Consider the following 17,714-nt stretch of genomic DNA (forward strand, 5'->3'; position numbering starts at 1 on the left):
GGAATGCTGCTGAAGTAAGCATGCAATATCCAAGGTCCAAGCATGGTCACCGGATTTTTCTTGGTGGAACAGAACAGTACCTCTATGATCGAGCGGTTTTTTAAAAATGGATAAGATTATGCTTCAATATTTTCGGGAAACCGCCACCGGTCACTCCATGACCAATGCCTATCTGCTTTCTGTTCTTAGCTTTTACGCCTATCACCAACCTTCTGTTGTAAACGGCAAATGGTCTGATGTTCTGAGGGCGCAGATACGAGCGTTGAGTGATCCCGACGACAAGGCCAAACTGGAAACCGTGGAAACGGCTGGCTCGATCACCTCAATTTTTGACGTCGAAGTCGCCATCATTGCCAACAGCCGCGTGATTTTTGTTGTCTTTCGTGGCAGCGAAAGCAACCGTCAGGATTGGATCAACAATATCAATCATCGAATGATGGACGTTCCAACCCACTTGGGCGGCGTTACCAATGTGCGTGTCCACCGCGGGTTCTGGATGTCGCTTAATTCGCGCTATCCAGAAATCTTCGCAAAGGTGAAGTCACGCCGCAACAACAACCAAAAGGTCTTTTTCGCTGGACACAGTCTTGGTGGGGCACTGGCCACCCTTTGCGCCTACAGGTTTGCCCGCGCCGAACCAATTCCCGTCGATGGTGTATACACATTTGGCGCACCCCGTGTGGGAAATCACAAGTTCCGGGACGCCTACGAACACCATGTGAACGGCCCCACGTTCCGCTGGGTGAACAACAAGGAATTTGCTGCCTATCTTCCGATATCCGACAATTTCGGGGTGGATGAAGTGTACTACCATGTCGGTCAGTTGAACTTCATTGAGCCGGATGGGTCTGTCACACTGGATCGCGATGAACACATCCTTGATGCGGTCCCAAGCCTTTCAGTTGTCAAAGATCACAAATTGCAAAGAACCTGTCAGGTCCTGCGCAAGCATCTGAGTACGAAAACCCGCCAAAGTCCCACCGACCCCGCACATCTTGTTCACAAGGATCCGCTGCGGGCCTTGTCGATCATGTAAACGGCGTTCCGGTTTTTCGAGCCAGACCTTTCCGAGTTGCAGGATAGGTCTGGCAACGAAATCACAATACGATCCGCATAGTCGCGACCACTGCCCAAGTGGTTTTCCTGCAGCCGAAACGGCATGCGCGAGATATAATTTGCCATGGCAGAATTCTGCTACCAGCCCGAAGCCGACATTGGCTCATCGCATTCGTAGGTCCGCGCCGCGGACAAAGTGAACCTTCAACTAGCGATCCAACCTCAAGCGTCTAGTTTTTGGGATTTTTGGTTGTCTAACGCGTTGGCAAAGCGCTCGCAGAAATCTTCGAAACTCTCGTATTTGTTAAAATACATGCTCTTGTATGCAACGGGCTTTGTCTTCGTGGCGACAATCAAGGCAGGACCATGATCGTGATAGTCCTTGTCAATTTTTGTACCGAGCACATCGTTCAAAAACAGGTAGTCGCTGTCTTCTTCGCCCTTAGTCATTGGAAGTTGAACTTTGTTGGACCATAGAGCAACCGTTTGAGATGCATGAAAATCTTGGTGTAGCCATCGAACTAAGAGAGTTGCACCAAGCAATAACCCTGAGCCCAACAACACAGCCCAAAAGAGGTCTTCCAACGCACCTGTGACGATGGTGCCGACGATCACATAAAGTCCGCTAAGTGCAAAAAAGCTAGCGAGCAATAGGACAAACGAAAGGGTGAAGGGACCAATCCTGTAGACATAGACGTGCTGCATGCTGGTCTCGTCCAATATTGCTATCCGTAACTTCTGCACCGCATAATTTTTGTATTTCAAGCAATCCGTCTGTCATGTCAATTTGGGCTCTTCCTTACTTCGAAATCGCCTCAGCCGCGCCAAGGTCAACCCAGCATTGAATTCCAAACCCGCCGCCTAACCTCATCGCGGCTTTCATATGCTTCAATCGCTGTTTCCAAATCTTCCGGAGCAAGAGCAGCCTCGCCTTTCGCGTTCTGTGTAATTTGCATCGTGTACCATGCCGTCACGCCGCCCTCTGGAGGGTTCTGGAAACGGGGAAACAGAGGCTTGCTACGCTGACCGGATAACCAATAGGACGGCAACTCAGGGTCGACTACCAACGCGCGCGCCAATCCTACGATATCTGCCATGCCATCCGCGATGGCACTTTCGGCTTGAGCGAGCGTTTTGAAACCGCCTGTGACCATCAACGGAATCCTTGTTTTTGCGCGGGCACGACCAGCAAAATCCAAAAAGTATGGGCCGGTACCCGCGCGATCAGACGATGACGCTGCTCCTGGAAAGTAAGTACCGCCGCTGATGTCGATTAGGTCGACTCCAGTCTTGTCTACTGCCGCGACAACGTCGAGGGCTTCATCCTCGGCAAATCCACCAACAAGCTGATCCGTGGCGTTCAATTTGATACCAACCGGAAACTCGGGGCCTACTGCGTCGCGCACCGCACTGATCACTTCAAGCAACAAGCGCATACGATTTTGGAGAGATCCTCCGTAGTCATCGTCTCGTTTGTTGAACAGCGGCGAGAGAAACTGGTTGAGCAAGAACCCGTGCGCGGCGTGCAATTCAACACCACCGAAGCCGAGTTGTTTGGCAAGGCGCGCAGTCCGGGCAAATTCGGCGGGCAAGGCATGAATCTCGTCCAACGACATCCCGCCGCAAATCAAGCCAGGAAGGTCAAGCGCGCTTGGACCTTTTGGTTTGCTGATCGGGGCGTCCGCCATTGCGCCTGCGTGTCCAAGTTGGAGCCAAAGTTGCGCGTTGTCCGTTGCGCCCGCGTTGGCAAGTCGCACCAACTGCTCCCGATCCGAATGGTTGTTCAATACGAGGTTGCCGGGCTTCTCTGCAAAATGGGGCGTGCCTTGGACCTCGCCTATGATCGACAACGCCAAGCCACCTTTGGCCCACCGCTCGTATAGCGCGATTTGATCATTGGTCGGATTTCCAGCCCCGTCACCAAGAGAGTCGGACATCGCGGACTTAGCGATCCGGTTCTTCAGCGTAGTGCCACATGGCAGCGAGAGCGGTTGGCTTAACATAGGAAGAAACTCAGTGGTCATTCGGTTACCCTAGTTCCCACCGCGACAATTGAAACCGATCATTTGAACAACGCGCAGCATCAGGCAGTTTGGGCTCACTGCTGACCTATGCCGCGCTTGGCTTCAAGGTCACCCCGCAGCCCAAACCGGACATTGCCACTTCCGACGAACTGCACATACATGGGGCTTATGCGCCTAACGGCATCAACCATATTCTTTCCAGAACTCGTCGAACTCGTCGTTCTGAATGTCTGGGGGGAGATCATCCAGAACAGTTCGATCAACGATAGAGTAGCTGCCGATACTAGATTTTACGGTATCCTTGGAAATCCAGTCGTTGACCCAAAGGCTTTGCGCCTTTTCATCATCGATGAGACGGCACATAGGTTCTTTGCTCAGGAAGCCCAAGTTGTTTGGATAGGCAACCCTTTGTAGCCAGAGTTCCATGTATCCATTGTGAGGAATTCTGTTTGTCCTTCGTCCAACGAGAGTGAAAAGGTCGTCTCGGTCGGAGTCCTTAAGATAAAGCATGATCTTGCTAACTGTCGTAGCGACCGCCGGAAACACGGCAGGGGTCTTCGCTGCTATATCCAATAGAATAGCAGCTAGCACCGTCGGGTTTTCGATCTTCCAAGCATTCCTTGGCAGGCGCGCCTCAAGGCGATCCAAAAATTCGCGTATTAGAAACTTAGTGGCTCCAGACCCAGGCTTCTCGGTGCAGAACCTGTGGATCACCAGTAGCTCTTTTTGTAAGGTCGTTTGTCGTCTCGTTAGCGACAACGCGTCGATTTTATCTTGTTTGACTGCGCCTAGGACGACGTTCGAAGATCGGGACGTCTTTGATGCACCCAACTTCATGCCAAAAATGTTCAAACACTCAGAAACAGCTTTGAGGCCCATTGCGCAGTCTGCATCAGAATTGGCAAAAATTCTGAAGTCGTCTCGATACCTCAAAATCACGATATCCTTTGTGCCCTTAAGCTTCTTGTCGATGTAGGTGTCACAGTACCCAAGCACCAACTCAGCGACGACGTGTGACAGTAATGAAGCTTGCGGGATTCCGTTTGTTTGCCCCTCTCTGGAGCTTCTGATCAGTTTGTCTAGCTGGTTCCCAAGTAAGTTAAGCTTGCGATGCTTCTTGGCATGCTCTCGGCCATGCAGTGCCCATGCGATTGCATGCGTGTAAATGGACGGGTAGCAATTCGAAACGTCGGTCAGGCTGACGTGGCTGAATTCGAGTGACAGCTCTAAAGATCGTTGTTCGATCAGCTTCCACCAGTTCAGAATTTGCTTCTTCTTGGGCTTGGGGTCTTCATCGATATCAACGACTGGTAACGAGCAACATTCAACTACTCCGCCAGAGAAGGCCTTCAATCGATCTTGAACAAACTTCCAATTTTTTTCTGTCGTTAAGACATCCACACACTTTGCGTACAACAGCGGATGCATCAGTTCGAAGGGTCGCCAGCCAATGTCGCCGTCTTTGTTGTACATCAACACGTAGTTCAAACCCTCAACTTGGTCGGGCTTCCAATCAAAAAGGTCCTTTAGTTCGATATCTTCTGCTTCGGCTAGCGAATGTTCCAACAAGGGTTGAAAATTGAAGTACGGCGGCAGCTCCATATCAAAATAGGACTTCGTCCTACAAAAATAGGCTCTAGCTTGCTGCGGGTTCAACTGACTTATCTGAAGTGGTTTTTCCAAAAAAGAGCTTTCGAAGTGCTATTGCGTTATTGACGGCGCTCGAAAATGAACCTCGAACATTCCACACCTTCTCAATGTCGGTGGGATACAGTGAAATCACAAGCCCAACAGCTACCTTCATCGTATGGTGCATAAGTCATAAGTTATGTACCATCCTTCGAAACCAGAAAAACAAGCTTGTGGACATGGTGCACAAATCCGGTGCGAATTTAGGCGCGATCTGATAGGTTGAAACCATGTTGATCGGTTACGCAAGAGTATCGACCCAAGCGCAAAGCCTCGATCGCCAGATCGGGGCGCTTAATGGCGCTAACGTGGACCGCATCTTCAGCGAAAAGGCCACAGCCAAGACGATCAAGGGTCGCCCACAGCTCGAAAAAGCTATCGACGCACTCGGTACTGATGATGTCTTTGTGATCGCCGAATGGGATCGGGCTACTCGGTCCATGACGGACGGTATTGCAATTATCCAACGTGTGGCCGACCGTGGGGCCACTGTGAAAGTACTGGATAAGCCTTGGCTTGATCTTACCAGTCCAATGGGGAAGGGTATCCTAGCTTTCCTTTCCGCGCTTGCTGAGGATGAACGCGAACGGCTATCTCGACGAGCGAACGAGGGTAGAGCGGCTGCCAAAGCCCGAGGAGTGAAATTCGGGCCAAAGCCAAAGCTCACAGAACATCAACAAGATTTAGCTCTTGAGCGTTTGGTAGCAGGAGACAGTTGCCGCGCAATTGCCAAAGACTTGGGTGTGGCACATACAACGATTTCTAGGTTGGGGAGATTTCATGGTAAATGCTAGATTATTGAAAAAGACGGCGGTTACCCTTCTTGCTGCCCTGATCATATCGAAGCCCACTCTGGCAGACGATTCAATCGTCATTGATGAACTTAACGAGCACAAGTTTCTTTCAGCCATTGTTGCGGATGGTCTTGAGGTAATGATCCACCACGAAGTGTGCAATCTTTCAGAAGCATCAAGTGGCTTCCTTTGGAAAAAAGCAGGAATGGGCGTAGATGCATTGAATCAACTGCAACGAGGATTGTGCGCTAGACGCGTCCAGAACGGTATCCAAAAACTGGATCGCGGACACTCGAAGGTTGTTTTTCAAGATGGCTCCAAAGGCAGCGTTGAAACAATTTTTCAATGTAACGTTTACTATGGAAGCGATAGCTGTGACACAGACTACATAGGTAAGTCGATATCGAGAGTGACTGAATTCACCTTCTTCCTTACGAAGCCCGACGAAAATAATGTGAGAATGGAGACTATTACTGTTGGACGCCAACCCATAGGAGGTGAACAGCATGAGCTATTTATAGAATCTACGAGCGGTGTTCAGAACTTTGCGTTGACCTTAAACCCAGAAAGCCTCGACTTGGAGCAAGTCCGAGAAATTTTGGGGGAGAATGATGCACTGCAAGTGAACACATTTAGTTTTTTCCGGGAAAATGGCGATATCGTTGAAAGCCTTCTTTCGGGACAGGTGCCAAGCGAGTCTCCAATTTTGTTTTTTTCCAAACCCGATGGAGACAGCATCGAACATAGATCAGAAATAAACTGGCGTATTATCAATGAATTAAGCGATATCATTTCTATTCTCGTGATTAATGAACGGAAAGTAGTGGCGTCCTCAGAGGTACTCTGGAGGTAGCTCGATGATCCGCAATGGGATCAAAGTTTCAGCATTTACTTTTGGCTTCACTGCTGTTGCGGTCTGGCTCTCGGGAGGTCCGTTGTTGTCCGGCGCGAGCTTGGGTTTGAAGTATGGGCTTACGCTCGGAGGGACGTTGGCGGGAATGTACATGGCAAACGCTATCTACAAGTCAGTTAACGCATCCAGAAAAACGGCACACATGCTGTACTCTGTCGTCGCATTCTTGATGTTGGCAGCGAGCTGTGCGCTCATTTTATCCTCTCGAATGTACTATCGGAATAAGGAAGCATATGGCGATCCTGAGATAGTAGTTTACTTTGTTGGTTTGTTTTTTCTGGCAGTGCTCATTTCTGGAATTACATTTTATGGGGGTAAAGCGAGAAATATTTTTTAACATAATGAACCTAGTGCGCGCCACTGGCTGTTTCCACCGCCATTGAAACGGTCAGACTTTGCAATTTTGCAGTGTCCGCTTTCTGCGCATGTCGCATGCTCGTTCCGCAACTGGTGCAACCCTTCCAGACACCATTTTTGGGAACACAGATGTAAAGCTGGGATTCAAACAACAGCTTTGCAAAAAATCACTTTTCAGGCTTCTGGTGGGTCGTGAGAGGCTCGAACTCCCGACATCTTCGGTGTAAACGAAGCGCTCTACCAACTGAGCTAACGACCCGTTAGACGCCTCTTAGCGCAAGGTTGTTGGGGCCTTCAACCCCCTTCTGCAAAACAAGCCTGATTGCCGTTCGACATGTGGTAAATCACGCCCTGCCCGCCGGGCAATGTATCAAAGGCGGCAGGCTCAAGCCCCAGATAGTGACATCGCAGCATACGCGACGTAATCCCATGCGTGACAACAACGGTAGGCCTGTTCAGCTCTGCCAAGAACGCGCCGGTGCGCGCATAAATTCCTTCAAGCCCCTCGCCTCCTGGAGCGTGGTCATACCAATCCATACCGTCCGCCTGATCGAATAAGTGCGGAACCTCGGCAGCAATCTCAGTACGCAACTTTCCGGTCCAATCGCCCAGCGTTATCTCGACCAGACGCGAATCTTCCTTCGCTGTGCCAACTCTGGTGCCCAGAGCTATGCGCGCCGTTTCGCGGCACCGCCCCTGCGGACTGATACAATAGCTCCAACCGGCCAGGTCGCGCTTGGCCAGAAGGCGCCCCTGCGTTTCGGCTTGCGCACGCCCAAGACCGGTCAACGGGCTGTCTTCCGCACCCTGCATGCGCCCCATTCGGTTCCACTCGGTTTCGCCATGGCGCAAGATCAAAAGGTCGGGATACATCATTTGCCCCGGCTACCCGTGCAGACGAGTCATCACAAGAGGCAACACGTCCTCAACAACCGATCGGATGGCAGGCGCATGCCTGCTGCGTGGATGAAGCATGTACCACAAGGGACGTGAACGCGGTTTCGCTTGTGTCAAAGGCAAACCCTTGGTCATGCACATTGGCAGCCAAGCCTTGCCCAACCCCTGGCGCACAGCTGCATGCGCCGCGTCTATATCCGAAATCCGTAGCCCAACCGCGCCAGCCTCGGCTTCGGTCCACTGGGCTTGGGGCAAATGCGCGACCTCATCCACGTACCCTACCCAATCACCACGACCTGCCACCGCAAACGGCACGTCACATATCTTGCGCGCCACGGCCTCACCCTCGTCTCGCGGCTGCGCCATTCGCAAAGCGATATCTGCCTCGCCATGCATCAGGCGCAAATTGGAATGGTCCGACAGCAAGGACAGCCGGATATTGGGGCTGGTTTCTGGCCAGCCTCCAACAACAGGCAGCACAGCAGTTTGAATGATCCACGGCACCGCTGTGATGGCAACCGATCCTGTCGGCCATCCCCGACCAGACAATGCATTGGCGGCCGCCGCGGCCTCTGCCTGCATACGGTCAATATGCGACAGCAACAGGTCCCCCTCTCCCGTGACGCCTGCCTCAGATCCGCGCCACAGCACATGACCCGTCACCTGTTCCAACCTGCGCACACGGCGCGCAATTGTGGTTTCATGCTGCCCCGTTGCATGGGCCGCCCTTGCAAAACTACCCGCGCGGGCAACAGCTTGAAATGTTCGAAGGTCGCCCCAATCCCAATCCTGCATTTTTGCAGCCCACTACCCCAATCACATACATTCACACTGGAATTTTGCAGGTTGATACTGGTCCTGACAACAGTGGAGCCCAAAAATGCCCTACCTCATCCTTCTTGAAGATGCCCCCGACCACGACCACGTGCGGGCGCAACACATGGCGGATCACCTCGCCTTTTTGACAGCGCACGCACATGCCATTCAATGTGCAGGCCCCTTGTTTGAGCATGAGAGCGGAGCGGGCGGCGCATGGATTGCAACAGTCAATTCCGAAACAGAAGCGCGTGCACTGGTCGAAGCAGACCCGTTCTGGCCCACCGGCTTGCGCCAATCTGTTCGCATCCTGCGATGGCACTATGTCTTCGCCGATGGTGCCGCCATACAGCCAAGGGCGGTCTGACTCGCCGCAACTGAATTCTACCGAAAAACAGGTCGTGAAAGATCAACTACACCCAAGAAAGGTGGGATGGTGGGTGATAACAGACTCGAACTGCTGACATCTTCGATGTGAACGAAGCGCTCTACCACTGAGCTAATCACCCAAAGTCCGCGCGTCTTAGCCAACTGCACCAGACCATGCAAGGCCCCCCGAACGCAATTCTCTATTCGGCAGCGGCCTTGTCCGCGGCAGTCGTTGTGTCCGCGACTGCAGGCGCATCATCACCAGCCGTCTTCGCATCCGAAGGGTCATTTTGACGAATGCGCGCAATCAGCAACCGGCCCGAGGCCAGCTTCTTCTCACGATTGATCTTGACCTTGCCCATGGGCTGCAGGTTCAGGGCCCGCCCGTCTCCGAGGGCTTCACCAAGCACAGCAAGGGTCGCTTCAACGGCTGGCTTGATGTCCTTTTTCTTCATGCCGCTGCGGGCAACCACAGCGTCAATAAGTTCCTTCTTGCGCATCATGGGCCCTGCAACCACCGGCGTGGGCGCATCAACCACAACCGGTGATGCCGCTGCCGGCGCTGCCTTGGTCGCCGTCTTGGCCGGTGCCATGCGTTTGGACGCCGTTTTGGCTTTTGAGGTCGTCTTCGGCTTCGCAGCCGTTGACTTTGACGTGGTTGTCCGGCTTGGCGCCGTTGTGCTCTTTGCTGCGGATTTGGTGGTGCGAGTTGCCATTGTGGCCTCTTCCGTTCTTGGGTGCTCATCGCTTGCATAGCGCGGAAAACTGACTCAATCCACAAGTTCGCAACAAATCGATTAAAACAACTTTGATTGTCGCGGTTTTGGCAACAGGCAGGTTTAAATAACAAACAATAAGAAAAAAGGCGCAAAAGCAAATTCTTGCGCGCCTTTCTTCATTTATTTTTGTCAGTGAGCCGTTGCACTGGCACCGCTGTCACGCGCCGCCGCCGCAGCCGCCGCTGCCGCTTCCTCCGCTGCCTCGTCCCATTCGATAGAATCCGGTTTTGAGACCAATGCGCGTTCCAGAACCTCGGTCACGTGGGTGACAGGGATGATCTCCAAGCCCTCTTTCACGTTGTCCGGGATGTCGGCCAGATCCTTCTCGTTCTCTTCAGGAATGAGAACGGTCTTGATCCCACCGCGCAGGGCCGCAAGCAACTTCTCCTTCAATCCACCGATCGGCATGGCATTGCCGCGCAAGCTGACCTCGCCCGTCATGGCGATATCCTTGCGCACTGGAATTCCGGTCAGAACAGACACGATAGACGTCACCATCGCCAAACCGGCACTGGGCCCATCCTTTGGCGTCGCACCGTCCGGCACGTGTACGTGGATGTCGATCTTGTCGAACTGCGGCGGCTTCACTCCGATTTCGGGGCTGATCGACCGGACATAGGACGAAGCGGCGTCGATGGATTCTTTCATCACATCGCCCAGTTTACCGGTCGTCTTCATTCTGCCTTTGCCGGGCAGCTTCAGCGCCTCGATATGCAGCAGGTCACCGCCTACGGATGTCCAAGCCAGACCAGTGACAACGCCAATCTGGTCATCCTGTTCAGCCAACCCATAGCGATGCTTACGCACACCCAAGAAATCGTCTAGATTTTCAGAGGTTACAACTACTTCTTCAACCTCTTTCTTGACGATCTTGGTCAGCGATTTCCGCGCCACCTTGGCAATCTCACGCTCAAGGTTCCGCACGCCAGCCTCGCGGGTATAGTAGCGAATGATATCGCTCAGCGCTTCATCGGTCAGCTCGAACTCTTTGGCCTTCAGACCGTGGTTTTTAACCTGCTTCGCGATCAGGTGCTGCTTGGCAATCTCGGATTTTTCATCCTCGGTGTAGCCCGCCAGCGGAATGATTTCCATCCGGTCCAACAACGGCCCAGGCATGTTGTAGCTGTTCGACGTGGTCAGGAACATCACGTTCGACAGGTCATATTCCACCTCCAAGTAGTGGTCGACAAACGTGCCGTTCTGTTCCGGGTCCAAGACCTCAAGCATGGCTGATGCGGGATCACCACGGAAGTCCTGCCCCATCTTGTCGATTTCGTCGAGCAGGATCAGTGGGTTCGTGGTTTTCGCCTTTTTCAGCGCCTGAATGATCTTGCCAGGCATCGAGCCGATGTATGTCCGGCGGTGACCGCGGATTTCCGACTCGTCACGCACACCGCCCAACGAGATGCGAATGAACTCGCGCCCCGTGGCCTTGGCAACTGACTTGCCGAGCGAGGTTTTGCCCACGCCCGGAGGGCCGACCAAACACATGATCGGGCCTTTCATCTTCTTCGATCGCTGCTGTACAGCAAGGTACTCGACGATCCGCTCCTTGACCTTTTCAAGGCCATAGTGATCGGCATCCAGAATGTCCTGCGCCCGGCCAAGGTCCTTCTTCACGCGGGATTTCACACCCCACGGGATCGACAGCATCCAGTCCAGATAGTTGCGCACAACCGTGGCTTCTGCGGACATGGGCGACATGTTCTTGAGCTTTTTCAGCTCCGCCTCAGCCTTGTCCCTGGCCTCTTTCGACAGCTTGGTTTCTGCGATTTTCTCTTCAAGTTCAGCAACTTCGTTCTTGCCGTCCTCGCCATCACCCAGCTCTTGCTGGATCGCCTTCATCTGTTCGTTTAGGTAATACTCGCGCTGCGTCCGCTCCATCTGGGACTTCACGCGGGTCTTGATCTTCTTCTCGACCTGCAGGACCGACATTTCGCCCTGCATCAGGCCATAGACCTTCTCAAGCCGCTCGCTCACTGCCAGCGTCTCAAGCAGGTCCTGCTTCTGATCAACCTCGATGCCCAGATGCCCGGCCACAAGGTCAGCCAGCTTTGCAGGCTCGGTCGTCTCTCCGACAGCGGCCAGCGCCTCTTCGGGAATGTTCTTCTTCACTTTGGCATAGCGCTCGAACTCGTCTGCAACAGACCGCAGCAGGGCTTCGGTCGTGGCAACGTCACCCGGCATCTCAGTCAGATACTCGGCACGCGCCTCAAAGAAGTTGTCATTGTCCAGATATTCGGTGATGCGCACCCGCGCCTGCCCTTCAACCAGCACCTTCACGGTGCCATCGGGCAGTTTCAGCAGTTGCAACACATTCGCCAGCACCCCGGCTTTGTAGATGCCAGAGGCTTCCGGGTCGTCGACGGACGGGTCAATCTGGCTCGACAGCAGGATCTGCTTGTCGTCGGCCATGACCTCTTCCAGCGCGCGGACCGACTTGTCGCGGCCCACGAACAGCGGCACGATCATGTGGGGGAAAACCACAATATCGCGCAGCGGCAGCACCGGGTAAGAGGCGTTCAAAGGCTCTTGCATGCTCTTTTCCTTATCATTGGCAAGACAACGTGGCCCCGCTCTGCGGCAACCGTTTGCTGTCTCCGTGCTTCGGACTGTCTGATCTGTGATCCCAGCCCCTCGGTTTCAAGGTGTATCCTGACGTGCGCAGACCAAGGGTGCAATGGGGCCAAGCAAACTGTCCCCAGATTTTTGGCACAATTTGTCGCGGAAAGACGGTCTGCACCCCCAAGATACGGGCCTGCCCAGCGCACTGCGGCAATCTGCACAAACACATTTACTTGATCCTTCAGCATCAAAACCGCTGTGCGTGCAAACTTGGGCTGCCGTTGGTGCGACTTGACCGTCGCCGGGGATGGTGGGCGGGGCGTCGTGGCGCTCCAAGCGACACGCGCGCCGTCAATCATCAGTCACACCAGAGTCAGGACCGCCAAAACGGATACAGAGAACCAAACAAACGAAAAAACAACAAATGGCATGGCGGTCCCTCCCCAGGGTGCGTGACTGCCATGAATATAAGCCACACATGCCATGCACACGATGGGGGAATTCCTGACCATCGCTCCCCTTTTGTCACAAAGGGTCGATATCCCCCTCGGCCCGCATGGCATGGAAATTGGCTTGCCACGCCTCGAACGTCCCCGCCGCAATCGCGTCACGCATACCCGCCATCAGCTCCTGGTAATAATGCAGGTTGTGCCAGGTCAGCAGCATGCCCGAGATCATCTCCTGCGCCCGGAATACATGATGCAGATAGGCCCGCGAATATCCCCGGCAGGCTGGACAGCTACAATCTTCATCCAGGGGGCGCGGATCATCGGCGTGACGCGCATTCTTGATGTTGACCACACCGCGCCGGGTAAAGACCTGCCCGGTCCGCCCGGACCGTGAAGGCAGCACACAATCCATCATGTCAATGCCACGCGCCACGGCACCAACGATGTCATCCGGTTTGCCAACCCCCATCAGGTAACGCGGCTTGTCCTGCGGCAGCTGCTCCGGCGCATAGTCCAGACAACCAAACATCGCCTCCTGCCCCTCACCCACGGCCAGACCGCCAACGGCATAGCCCTCAAACCCGATCTCCTTCAGGGCGTCCGCACTCTCGGCGCGCAGGTCTTCCTCAAGCCCACCCTGCTGAATACCAAACAAGGCGTGGCCCGGACGGTCCCCAAAAGCATCGCGCGACCGCTGCGCCCAGCGCATCGACAGACGCATACTCTCGGCAATCCGGTCCCGATCGGCTGGCAAAGCGGGGCATTCGTCGAAACACATCACGATGTCTGAGCCCAGCAGGCGCTGGATTTCCATCGACCGCTCCGGCGTCAAGGCATGCTTGGACCCGTCGATATGGGATTTGAAAGTCACCCCTTCCTCGGTCAGCTTGCGCAGGCCAGCCAGGCTCATCACCTGGAACCCGCCGCTGTCGGTCAGAATGGGCCGATCCCAATTCATGAATTTGTGCAAACCGCCCAGACGGTCGATCCGCTCAGCGGTCGGGCGCAACATCAGGTGATAAGTGTTGCCCAGCAGAATATCGGCCCCAGTGGCACGGACACTCTCGGGCAGCATCGCCTTGACGGTCGCGGCTGTCCCCACCGGCATAAAGGCAGGCGTGCGGATGTCCCCCCGCGGTGTGGTGATGGTTCCGGTGCGGGCACGGCCATCTGTGGCGTGCAAATCAAATGAAAATCGGGTCATGGCCCTTCATGCCGCGCAGACGCAGAAATTCCAATACCCCGCGAAACAGACGCAGAAAGACCCCGCAATCGCCCAATGGCGGCGCGTTTCGCGCCCGGTTTTAGACAAATTGTATGGATACGCCTCCGTCCTGAACATTTTTATCCCGTGCCCGATCCCGGGCATGGCCCATTCACAACGACGAGGCCTCGCCATGAGCAGCGCAGGACAGCCCCCAACAACGGTCACCATTGACGATACCGGCAACGACCAGAATTGGACCACAATCACGAACAGCTACGACTGTTCCGGCTTTTTGGTGGCCACAAACACCATCATGGACAATGGCAGCACGGTGTCTGAAACGTTTTTCGGCCCCCAGCGGCTCAGCCTGACCGTCACGGACACCAGCGCCAACAATGCAAACTGGGCCTCGCGCACAACCGAATGGAACTGGCAAGGTCAGAAAACAGCTCGAACAATTGAATACGATAATGGCGACGAACGGATCGAACGGTTCGACGCAGTGACGGGCACGCGCACACAACGCACCGATATCGATGGCAACGACGACAAACCCTGGACTTCGATCACAACTAGCTACGATGCAGCGACCGGCGCACGTATCGGCTCGGAAAAAGTACTCGACAACGGCCGCATTGAAACCCTGACATTCGATGCCGATACCGGCGTTCGCACCAGCCGGACACTGACCGATGGCGGAAACGACAATCCCTGGCAGTCCAAATCGTTGACCTATGACGCCAACACGGGGCAACTGACGGAAAGGGAAACCGTTTTTGATGACGGTCGTACCGACACCATCACTTACCAGAACGGCAAGAAAGCCTCTCAGGTTCTGACGGATGGTGACAATGACACGTTCGACTGGGTGACGCGCGAAACCACCTATGATGCCAACGGTCGCCTTGCCCTGGCCCAAGAGGTGCGCGACGATGGCGATCTTGTTGTCGAAACCTATGCCGGTGGCCGACTGACCGGGCAGACTACGTTTGACAATTCTGGAAACGAGGCCTGGCACGTTGAAGAGGTGACATTCAACACTGCAGGCGATGTCGTAGACACAACCTACTACGATGAATCGGGCAATCTTCTGATCTTCTGATCTTGCACGCGCGCCGGCCTTCCGCCGGATTGGCAAGGACCACACGCCGCCTCGCGTCGAGGCGGCGTTTCGTGTTGTGCCCACCCATCTGACCTACGCACTGGTCAGCTTTTCGCCCTGCGCGCAGCCTGTCCGTTGTGGGCGGCCACCACCCACGCTACGGTGTCAGAAAAATAAAGACACGAGACTACGGGGACAACATGGACACACTGAATTTCGGCTGGGAAGAATGGGTGTCACTGCCCGAACTGGGATTGCCCGCACTCAAGGCCAAGATCGACACCGGCGCGCGTACCTCGGCGCTCCATGCGCACGATATCGAAGTGTTTGGACCCGCCAAGCAACCCAAGGTCCGGTTCAACGTCCACCCCATCGCAGGCAAGGACCACGTGTCGATCACCTGCTCAGCGCCGATCCTCGACCGGCGTGAGGTCACGTCTTCCAATGGTGAGGCAGAACTGCGCTACGTGATCGAAACCCGGCTGGATGTGGGTGGTCAGTCCTGGCCCATCGAGGTCACGCTGACAGACCGCTCTTCCATGACGTCGCGCATGCTCCTTGGGCGTCAGGCCTTGCAGGACCACATTACGATCACAGCCTCGGAAAAGCGACTGCAGCCCGAACTCAGCTACGATGTTTACCATTCATCGGCGATGCGGAAAGTGGCCCCGGCCCGCTCCCTCCGCATTGCCGTCCTCAGCCGCGAAAATAACTACTCGACACGCCGTTTGGTGGAAGTGGGTGAAGCGCGCGGCCACACGGTCGAGGTGATCGACACCACCCGCTGCTACATGGCGATCAACTCAATGGCGCCCGAGGTGCACTACGATGGCAAGCGCCTGCCCCGCTACGACGCCGTGATCCCCCGCATCGGCGCCTCCATCACCGCCTATGGCACAGCCGTGATCCGGCAGTTCGAGACCACGGGCACCTATTGCGTGAACGGCAGCGCCGGGATCACGGCCAGCCGGGACAAGCTGCACGCCCACCAGATCCTCGCCTCGAAAAAGATCGGCATGCCCACCACTGCCTTTGCGGCCTCGCCCAAGGACACGGCCAACATCATGGGGCTCGTTGGCGCCGCACCCGTGATCGTGAAACTGCTGGAAAGCACCCAAGGCAAAGGCGTTGTGCTGGCAGAAACCAAGAAAGCGGCGGAATCGGTGATTGACGCGTTCCGTGGCCTGCGCGCCAACTTTCTTGTGCAGGATTTCGTCAAGGAAGCGGCAGGCGAGGACATCCGCTGCCTCGTCGTGGACGGCAAGGTCGTGGCCTCAATGAAGCGCACCGGGGCGGAGGGCGACTTCCGCTCGAACCTGCATCGCGGCGGCAGCGCCACATCCGTACGGATCAGCAAGGCAGAGCGTGATGCCGCCGTCCGGGCCGCTCGGGTCTTCGGGCTGGGCAAGGCGGGCGTTGACCTGCTGCGGTCCGAAAGCGGCCCCAAGGTGCTGGAAGTGAACTCAAGCCCCGGCTTCGAAGGGATCGAAAACGCCACGGGCAAAGACATCGTGGGCAAGGTTTACGACATGATCGAAGCGCGGGTGAAACCCAAGCCCGTGCGACGACGGGGATAAGGTCAACCGACGCGCCGCAGCTTTTCTGTCAGAACCCAACCCGTCGCGTACTCGCCTTTGTGGTCAAGGTATCGAACTTTCGAATACCCGGTTCCAAGCTCCCCGTATTGCACGATGTGTACACGTGTGCCTTCCGTAAGGGCATACAGCAACTCGGATGCCTCTCGCGGCTGAGCGCGCACATTCAACCCCGTCTTTTCGCCGTCCAACGTGTCAAAGACTTCGACCTCGACAAGCTCTTTCAATGTGACTGTCGGTGTCCCCAAGGGTGTGACAATCACCACAGGCGGTGCCGGCAAAACCTGTTCAGAGATCGCTGTCTCGGCGACGGGCGCGGTCGCGCCTTGCGCCACATAAGGCTCAACAGTTGTGAACAAGGCGCAGGCGGCAGATATTGCTGCAAATGCCCACAGGCTTTTTTCCTTCCAGGTCCAGCTCCGTTTCCGCAACTCTTCCTCGACGGCTTGTTTGATAGAATTTTGAAGTGCATCAATTGGCACTGGCGCGTTGCCATCATTGGCCGCACCGCGTTCTCGGACAGCCTGATGATACGCCGCGAGATGCGCCCCAAGGGCGTCCGGGTTCAGCGTCGCCTGCAAAACCTCTTCTGCACCGTCTTCCGCCGACAGAATGCGCTGGCTCGTGCCCAGATCTCGACCAAACACAGAGGTAGCGGGGTCGGACATCCGTGACGGTCGTGCGCCTTCGCTAGGGACCTCGCCAATATTGCCGATACCTTCGGTCGCCAGAACGGCTGGAGCTTTGGCCAATATCCGTTGTGCGGCACGCACAAAATCCCCAGCGAGCGCGTCAACTGCCGCAGCAACGCGGACCGAAATTGCGGAAACAGACTCTCGCAAACGCCGATGCAATGGTACGGGTGCCGTGGCGGCAGCGGCGGACGTAACCCATTGCTCACTGATCCAGCCCAAAATTGCCAATTCAACATCAGGTCGCACAATTGGCATCTGACGCATGGCAAGAACATTCGGAAAAGCGCGCACCATTTCATTTCGGAAATCGCTTAAAACAAATTCAGTCATATCAATTCAACTTGCACTTTTTTTCTTGATATTCTCGCAAGGGGCATCCGGCAAACGATAATGCACAACTCCAGTCC

General features: G+C 55.1%; 17 protein-coding genes and 2 tRNA genes. 8 read left to right on the plus strand and 11 right to left on the minus strand.

The window, feature by feature from the left end:
- Positions 1-118 precede the first annotated feature (118 nt).
- Entirely contained in the window at positions 119-1,036 is a 918-nt protein-coding gene (locus tag IE087_RS06715; protein ID WP_189368541.1) for a lipase family protein, read from the plus strand.
- Between the two features lie 242 nt (positions 1,037-1,278).
- On the opposite strand, the gene IE087_RS06720 is transcribed toward IE087_RS06715, so the two are convergent.
- The 3 genes from IE087_RS06720 to IE087_RS06730 all read right to left on the minus strand — a co-directional run bounded on the left by IE087_RS06720 (position 1,279) and on the right by IE087_RS06730 (position 4,763).
- Positions 1,279-1,776, minus strand: a complete 498-nt coding sequence (locus IE087_RS06720) for a hypothetical protein (protein WP_229801296.1) — start codon at positions 1,774-1,776, stop codon at positions 1,279-1,281.
- A gap of 110 nt (positions 1,777-1,886) precedes the next feature.
- Positions 1,887-3,080, minus strand: a complete 1,194-nt coding sequence (locus IE087_RS06725; protein ID WP_189368543.1) for an NADH:flavin oxidoreductase/NADH oxidase family protein — start codon at positions 3,078-3,080, stop codon at positions 1,887-1,889.
- A 183-nt stretch (positions 3,081-3,263) separates the two neighbouring features.
- The gene (locus IE087_RS06730; RefSeq protein WP_189368544.1) at positions 3,264-4,763 is read right to left on the minus strand and encodes an RNA-directed DNA polymerase; all 1,500 of its coding nucleotides are present in this window, start codon (positions 4,761-4,763) and stop codon (positions 3,264-3,266) included.
- Positions 4,764-4,999: 236 nt separating this feature from the next.
- Between IE087_RS06730 and IE087_RS06735 the strand changes: the two genes are divergently transcribed.
- The 3 genes from IE087_RS06735 to IE087_RS06745 are packed head-to-tail and all read left to right on the plus strand — an operon-like array spanning position 5,000 to position 6,813.
- Positions 5,000-5,563: a recombinase family protein gene (locus IE087_RS06735; RefSeq protein ID WP_189368545.1), complete on the plus strand. Its 564-nt coding sequence runs from the start codon at positions 5,000-5,002 to the stop codon at positions 5,561-5,563.
- Positions 5,550-6,416 (plus strand): hypothetical protein, encoded by an 867-nt coding sequence (locus IE087_RS06740; RefSeq protein ID WP_189368546.1) that lies wholly within the window; start codon positions 5,550-5,552, stop codon positions 6,414-6,416. The genes IE087_RS06735 and IE087_RS06740 overlap by 14 nt, the downstream gene beginning before the upstream one ends.
- A gap of 4 nt (positions 6,417-6,420) precedes the next feature.
- Positions 6,421-6,813, plus strand: a complete 393-nt coding sequence (locus tag IE087_RS06745; protein ID WP_189368547.1) for a hypothetical protein — start codon at positions 6,421-6,423, stop codon at positions 6,811-6,813.
- Positions 6,814-7,016: 203 nt separating this feature from the next.
- Here IE087_RS06745 and IE087_RS06750 read toward each other — a convergent pair.
- The 3 genes from IE087_RS06750 to IE087_RS06760 all read right to left on the minus strand — a co-directional run bounded on the left by IE087_RS06750 (position 7,017) and on the right by IE087_RS06760 (position 8,525).
- Positions 7,017-7,092: transfer RNA gene (locus tag IE087_RS06750), tRNA-Val, on the minus strand.
- A 35-nt stretch (positions 7,093-7,127) separates the two neighbouring features.
- On the minus strand, positions 7,128-7,709 hold the full coding sequence (locus IE087_RS06755) for a histidine phosphatase family protein (RefSeq protein WP_189368548.1): 582 nt from the start codon (positions 7,707-7,709) through the stop codon (positions 7,128-7,130).
- Positions 7,710-7,718: 9 nt separating this feature from the next.
- A complete protein-coding gene (locus IE087_RS06760) occupies positions 7,719-8,525 on the minus strand; it encodes a LysR family transcriptional regulator (RefSeq protein WP_189368549.1) in 807 nt (268 codons plus the stop codon).
- 85 nt (positions 8,526-8,610) lie between these two features.
- On the opposite strand from IE087_RS06760, the gene IE087_RS06765 reads away from it, so the two are divergent.
- Positions 8,611-8,913, plus strand: a complete 303-nt coding sequence (locus tag IE087_RS06765; RefSeq protein ID WP_189368550.1) for a YciI family protein — start codon at positions 8,611-8,613, stop codon at positions 8,911-8,913.
- Positions 8,914-8,980: 67 nt separating this feature from the next.
- On the opposite strand, the gene IE087_RS06770 is transcribed toward IE087_RS06765, so the two are convergent.
- Positions 8,981-9,055: transfer RNA gene (locus tag IE087_RS06770), tRNA-Val, on the minus strand.
- A gap of 60 nt (positions 9,056-9,115) precedes the next feature.
- Complete coding sequence (locus IE087_RS06775; RefSeq protein WP_229801298.1) at positions 9,116-9,418, minus strand: HU family DNA-binding protein; 303 nt, start codon at positions 9,416-9,418, stop codon at positions 9,116-9,118.
- On the opposite strand from IE087_RS06775, the gene IE087_RS06780 reads away from it, so the two are divergent.
- Positions 9,417-9,671, plus strand: coding sequence for a hypothetical protein (locus tag IE087_RS06780; RefSeq protein WP_189368551.1), 255 nt, complete (start codon positions 9,417-9,419; stop codon positions 9,669-9,671). The two genes, IE087_RS06775 and IE087_RS06780, sit on opposite strands and share 2 nt — an antisense overlap.
- A 152-nt stretch (positions 9,672-9,823) precedes the next feature.
- Here the strand turns inward: IE087_RS06780 and lon are convergent, their stop codons facing one another.
- Positions 9,824-12,232, minus strand: a complete 2,409-nt coding sequence (gene lon / locus IE087_RS06785; RefSeq protein ID WP_189368552.1) for an endopeptidase La — start codon at positions 12,230-12,232, stop codon at positions 9,824-9,826.
- Positions 12,233-12,784: 552 nt separating this feature from the next.
- The gene (tgt, locus tag IE087_RS06790) at positions 12,785-13,912 is read right to left on the minus strand and encodes a tRNA guanosine(34) transglycosylase Tgt (RefSeq protein WP_189368553.1); all 1,128 of its coding nucleotides are present in this window, start codon (positions 13,910-13,912) and stop codon (positions 12,785-12,787) included.
- Between the two features lie 193 nt (positions 13,913-14,105).
- Between tgt and IE087_RS06795 the strand changes: the two genes are divergently transcribed.
- Positions 14,106-15,017, plus strand: coding sequence for a hypothetical protein (locus tag IE087_RS06795; protein WP_189368554.1), 912 nt, complete (start codon positions 14,106-14,108; stop codon positions 15,015-15,017).
- 200 nt (positions 15,018-15,217) lie between these two features.
- Positions 15,218-16,594: a 30S ribosomal protein S6--L-glutamate ligase gene (rimK, locus tag IE087_RS06800; protein WP_189368555.1), complete on the plus strand. Its 1,377-nt coding sequence runs from the start codon at positions 15,218-15,220 to the stop codon at positions 16,592-16,594.
- Between the two features lie 2 nt (positions 16,595-16,596).
- Here the strand turns inward: rimK and IE087_RS06805 are convergent, their stop codons facing one another.
- Positions 16,597-17,637 carry an SH3 domain-containing protein gene (locus tag IE087_RS06805; RefSeq protein WP_189368556.1) on the minus strand — a complete coding sequence of 347 codons (1,041 nt, stop codon included), beginning with the start codon at positions 17,635-17,637 and terminating at the stop codon, positions 16,597-16,599.
- Positions 17,638-17,714 lie beyond the last annotated feature (77 nt).

The sequence above is a fragment of the Tateyamaria omphalii genome, assembly GCF_014651375.1.
Lineage (GTDB): Bacteria > Pseudomonadota > Alphaproteobacteria > Rhodobacterales > Rhodobacteraceae > Tateyamaria > Tateyamaria omphalii.

Coding starts and splice junctions, on each gene's coding strand:
- IE087_RS06715 (WP_189368541.1), top strand. CDS start 119: ATGCTTCAATATTTTCGGGAAACCGCCACCGGTCACTCCATGACCAAT.
- IE087_RS06725 (WP_189368543.1), bottom strand. CDS start 3,080: ATGACCACTGAGTTTCTTCCTATGTTAAGCCAACCGCTCTCGCTGCCA.
- IE087_RS06735 (WP_189368545.1), top strand. CDS start 5,000: ATGTTGATCGGTTACGCAAGAGTATCGACCCAAGCGCAAAGCCTCGAT.
- IE087_RS06740 (WP_189368546.1), top strand. CDS start 5,550: ATGGTAAATGCTAGATTATTGAAAAAGACGGCGGTTACCCTTCTTGCT.
- IE087_RS06745 (WP_189368547.1), top strand. CDS start 6,421: ATGATCCGCAATGGGATCAAAGTTTCAGCATTTACTTTTGGCTTCACT.
- IE087_RS06755 (WP_189368548.1), bottom strand. CDS start 7,709: ATGATGTATCCCGACCTTTTGATCTTGCGCCATGGCGAAACCGAGTGG.
- IE087_RS06760 (WP_189368549.1), bottom strand. CDS start 8,525: ATGCAGGATTGGGATTGGGGCGACCTTCGAACATTTCAAGCTGTTGCC.
- IE087_RS06765 (WP_189368550.1), top strand. CDS start 8,611: ATGCCCTACCTCATCCTTCTTGAAGATGCCCCCGACCACGACCACGTG.
- IE087_RS06780 (WP_189368551.1), top strand. CDS start 9,417: ATGGGCCCTGCAACCACCGGCGTGGGCGCATCAACCACAACCGGTGAT.
- IE087_RS06775 (WP_229801298.1), bottom strand. CDS start 9,418: ATGATGCGCAAGAAGGAACTTATTGACGCTGTGGTTGCCCGCAGCGGC.
- lon (WP_189368552.1), bottom strand. CDS start 12,232: ATGCAAGAGCCTTTGAACGCCTCTTACCCGGTGCTGCCGCTGCGCGAT.
- tgt (WP_189368553.1), bottom strand. CDS start 13,912: ATGACCCGATTTTCATTTGATTTGCACGCCACAGATGGCCGTGCCCGC.
- IE087_RS06795 (WP_189368554.1), top strand. CDS start 14,106: ATGAGCAGCGCAGGACAGCCCCCAACAACGGTCACCATTGACGATACC.
- rimK (WP_189368555.1), top strand. CDS start 15,218: ATGGACACACTGAATTTCGGCTGGGAAGAATGGGTGTCACTGCCCGAA.
- IE087_RS06805 (WP_189368556.1), bottom strand. CDS start 17,637: ATGACTGAATTTGTTTTAAGCGATTTCCGAAATGAAATGGTGCGCGCT.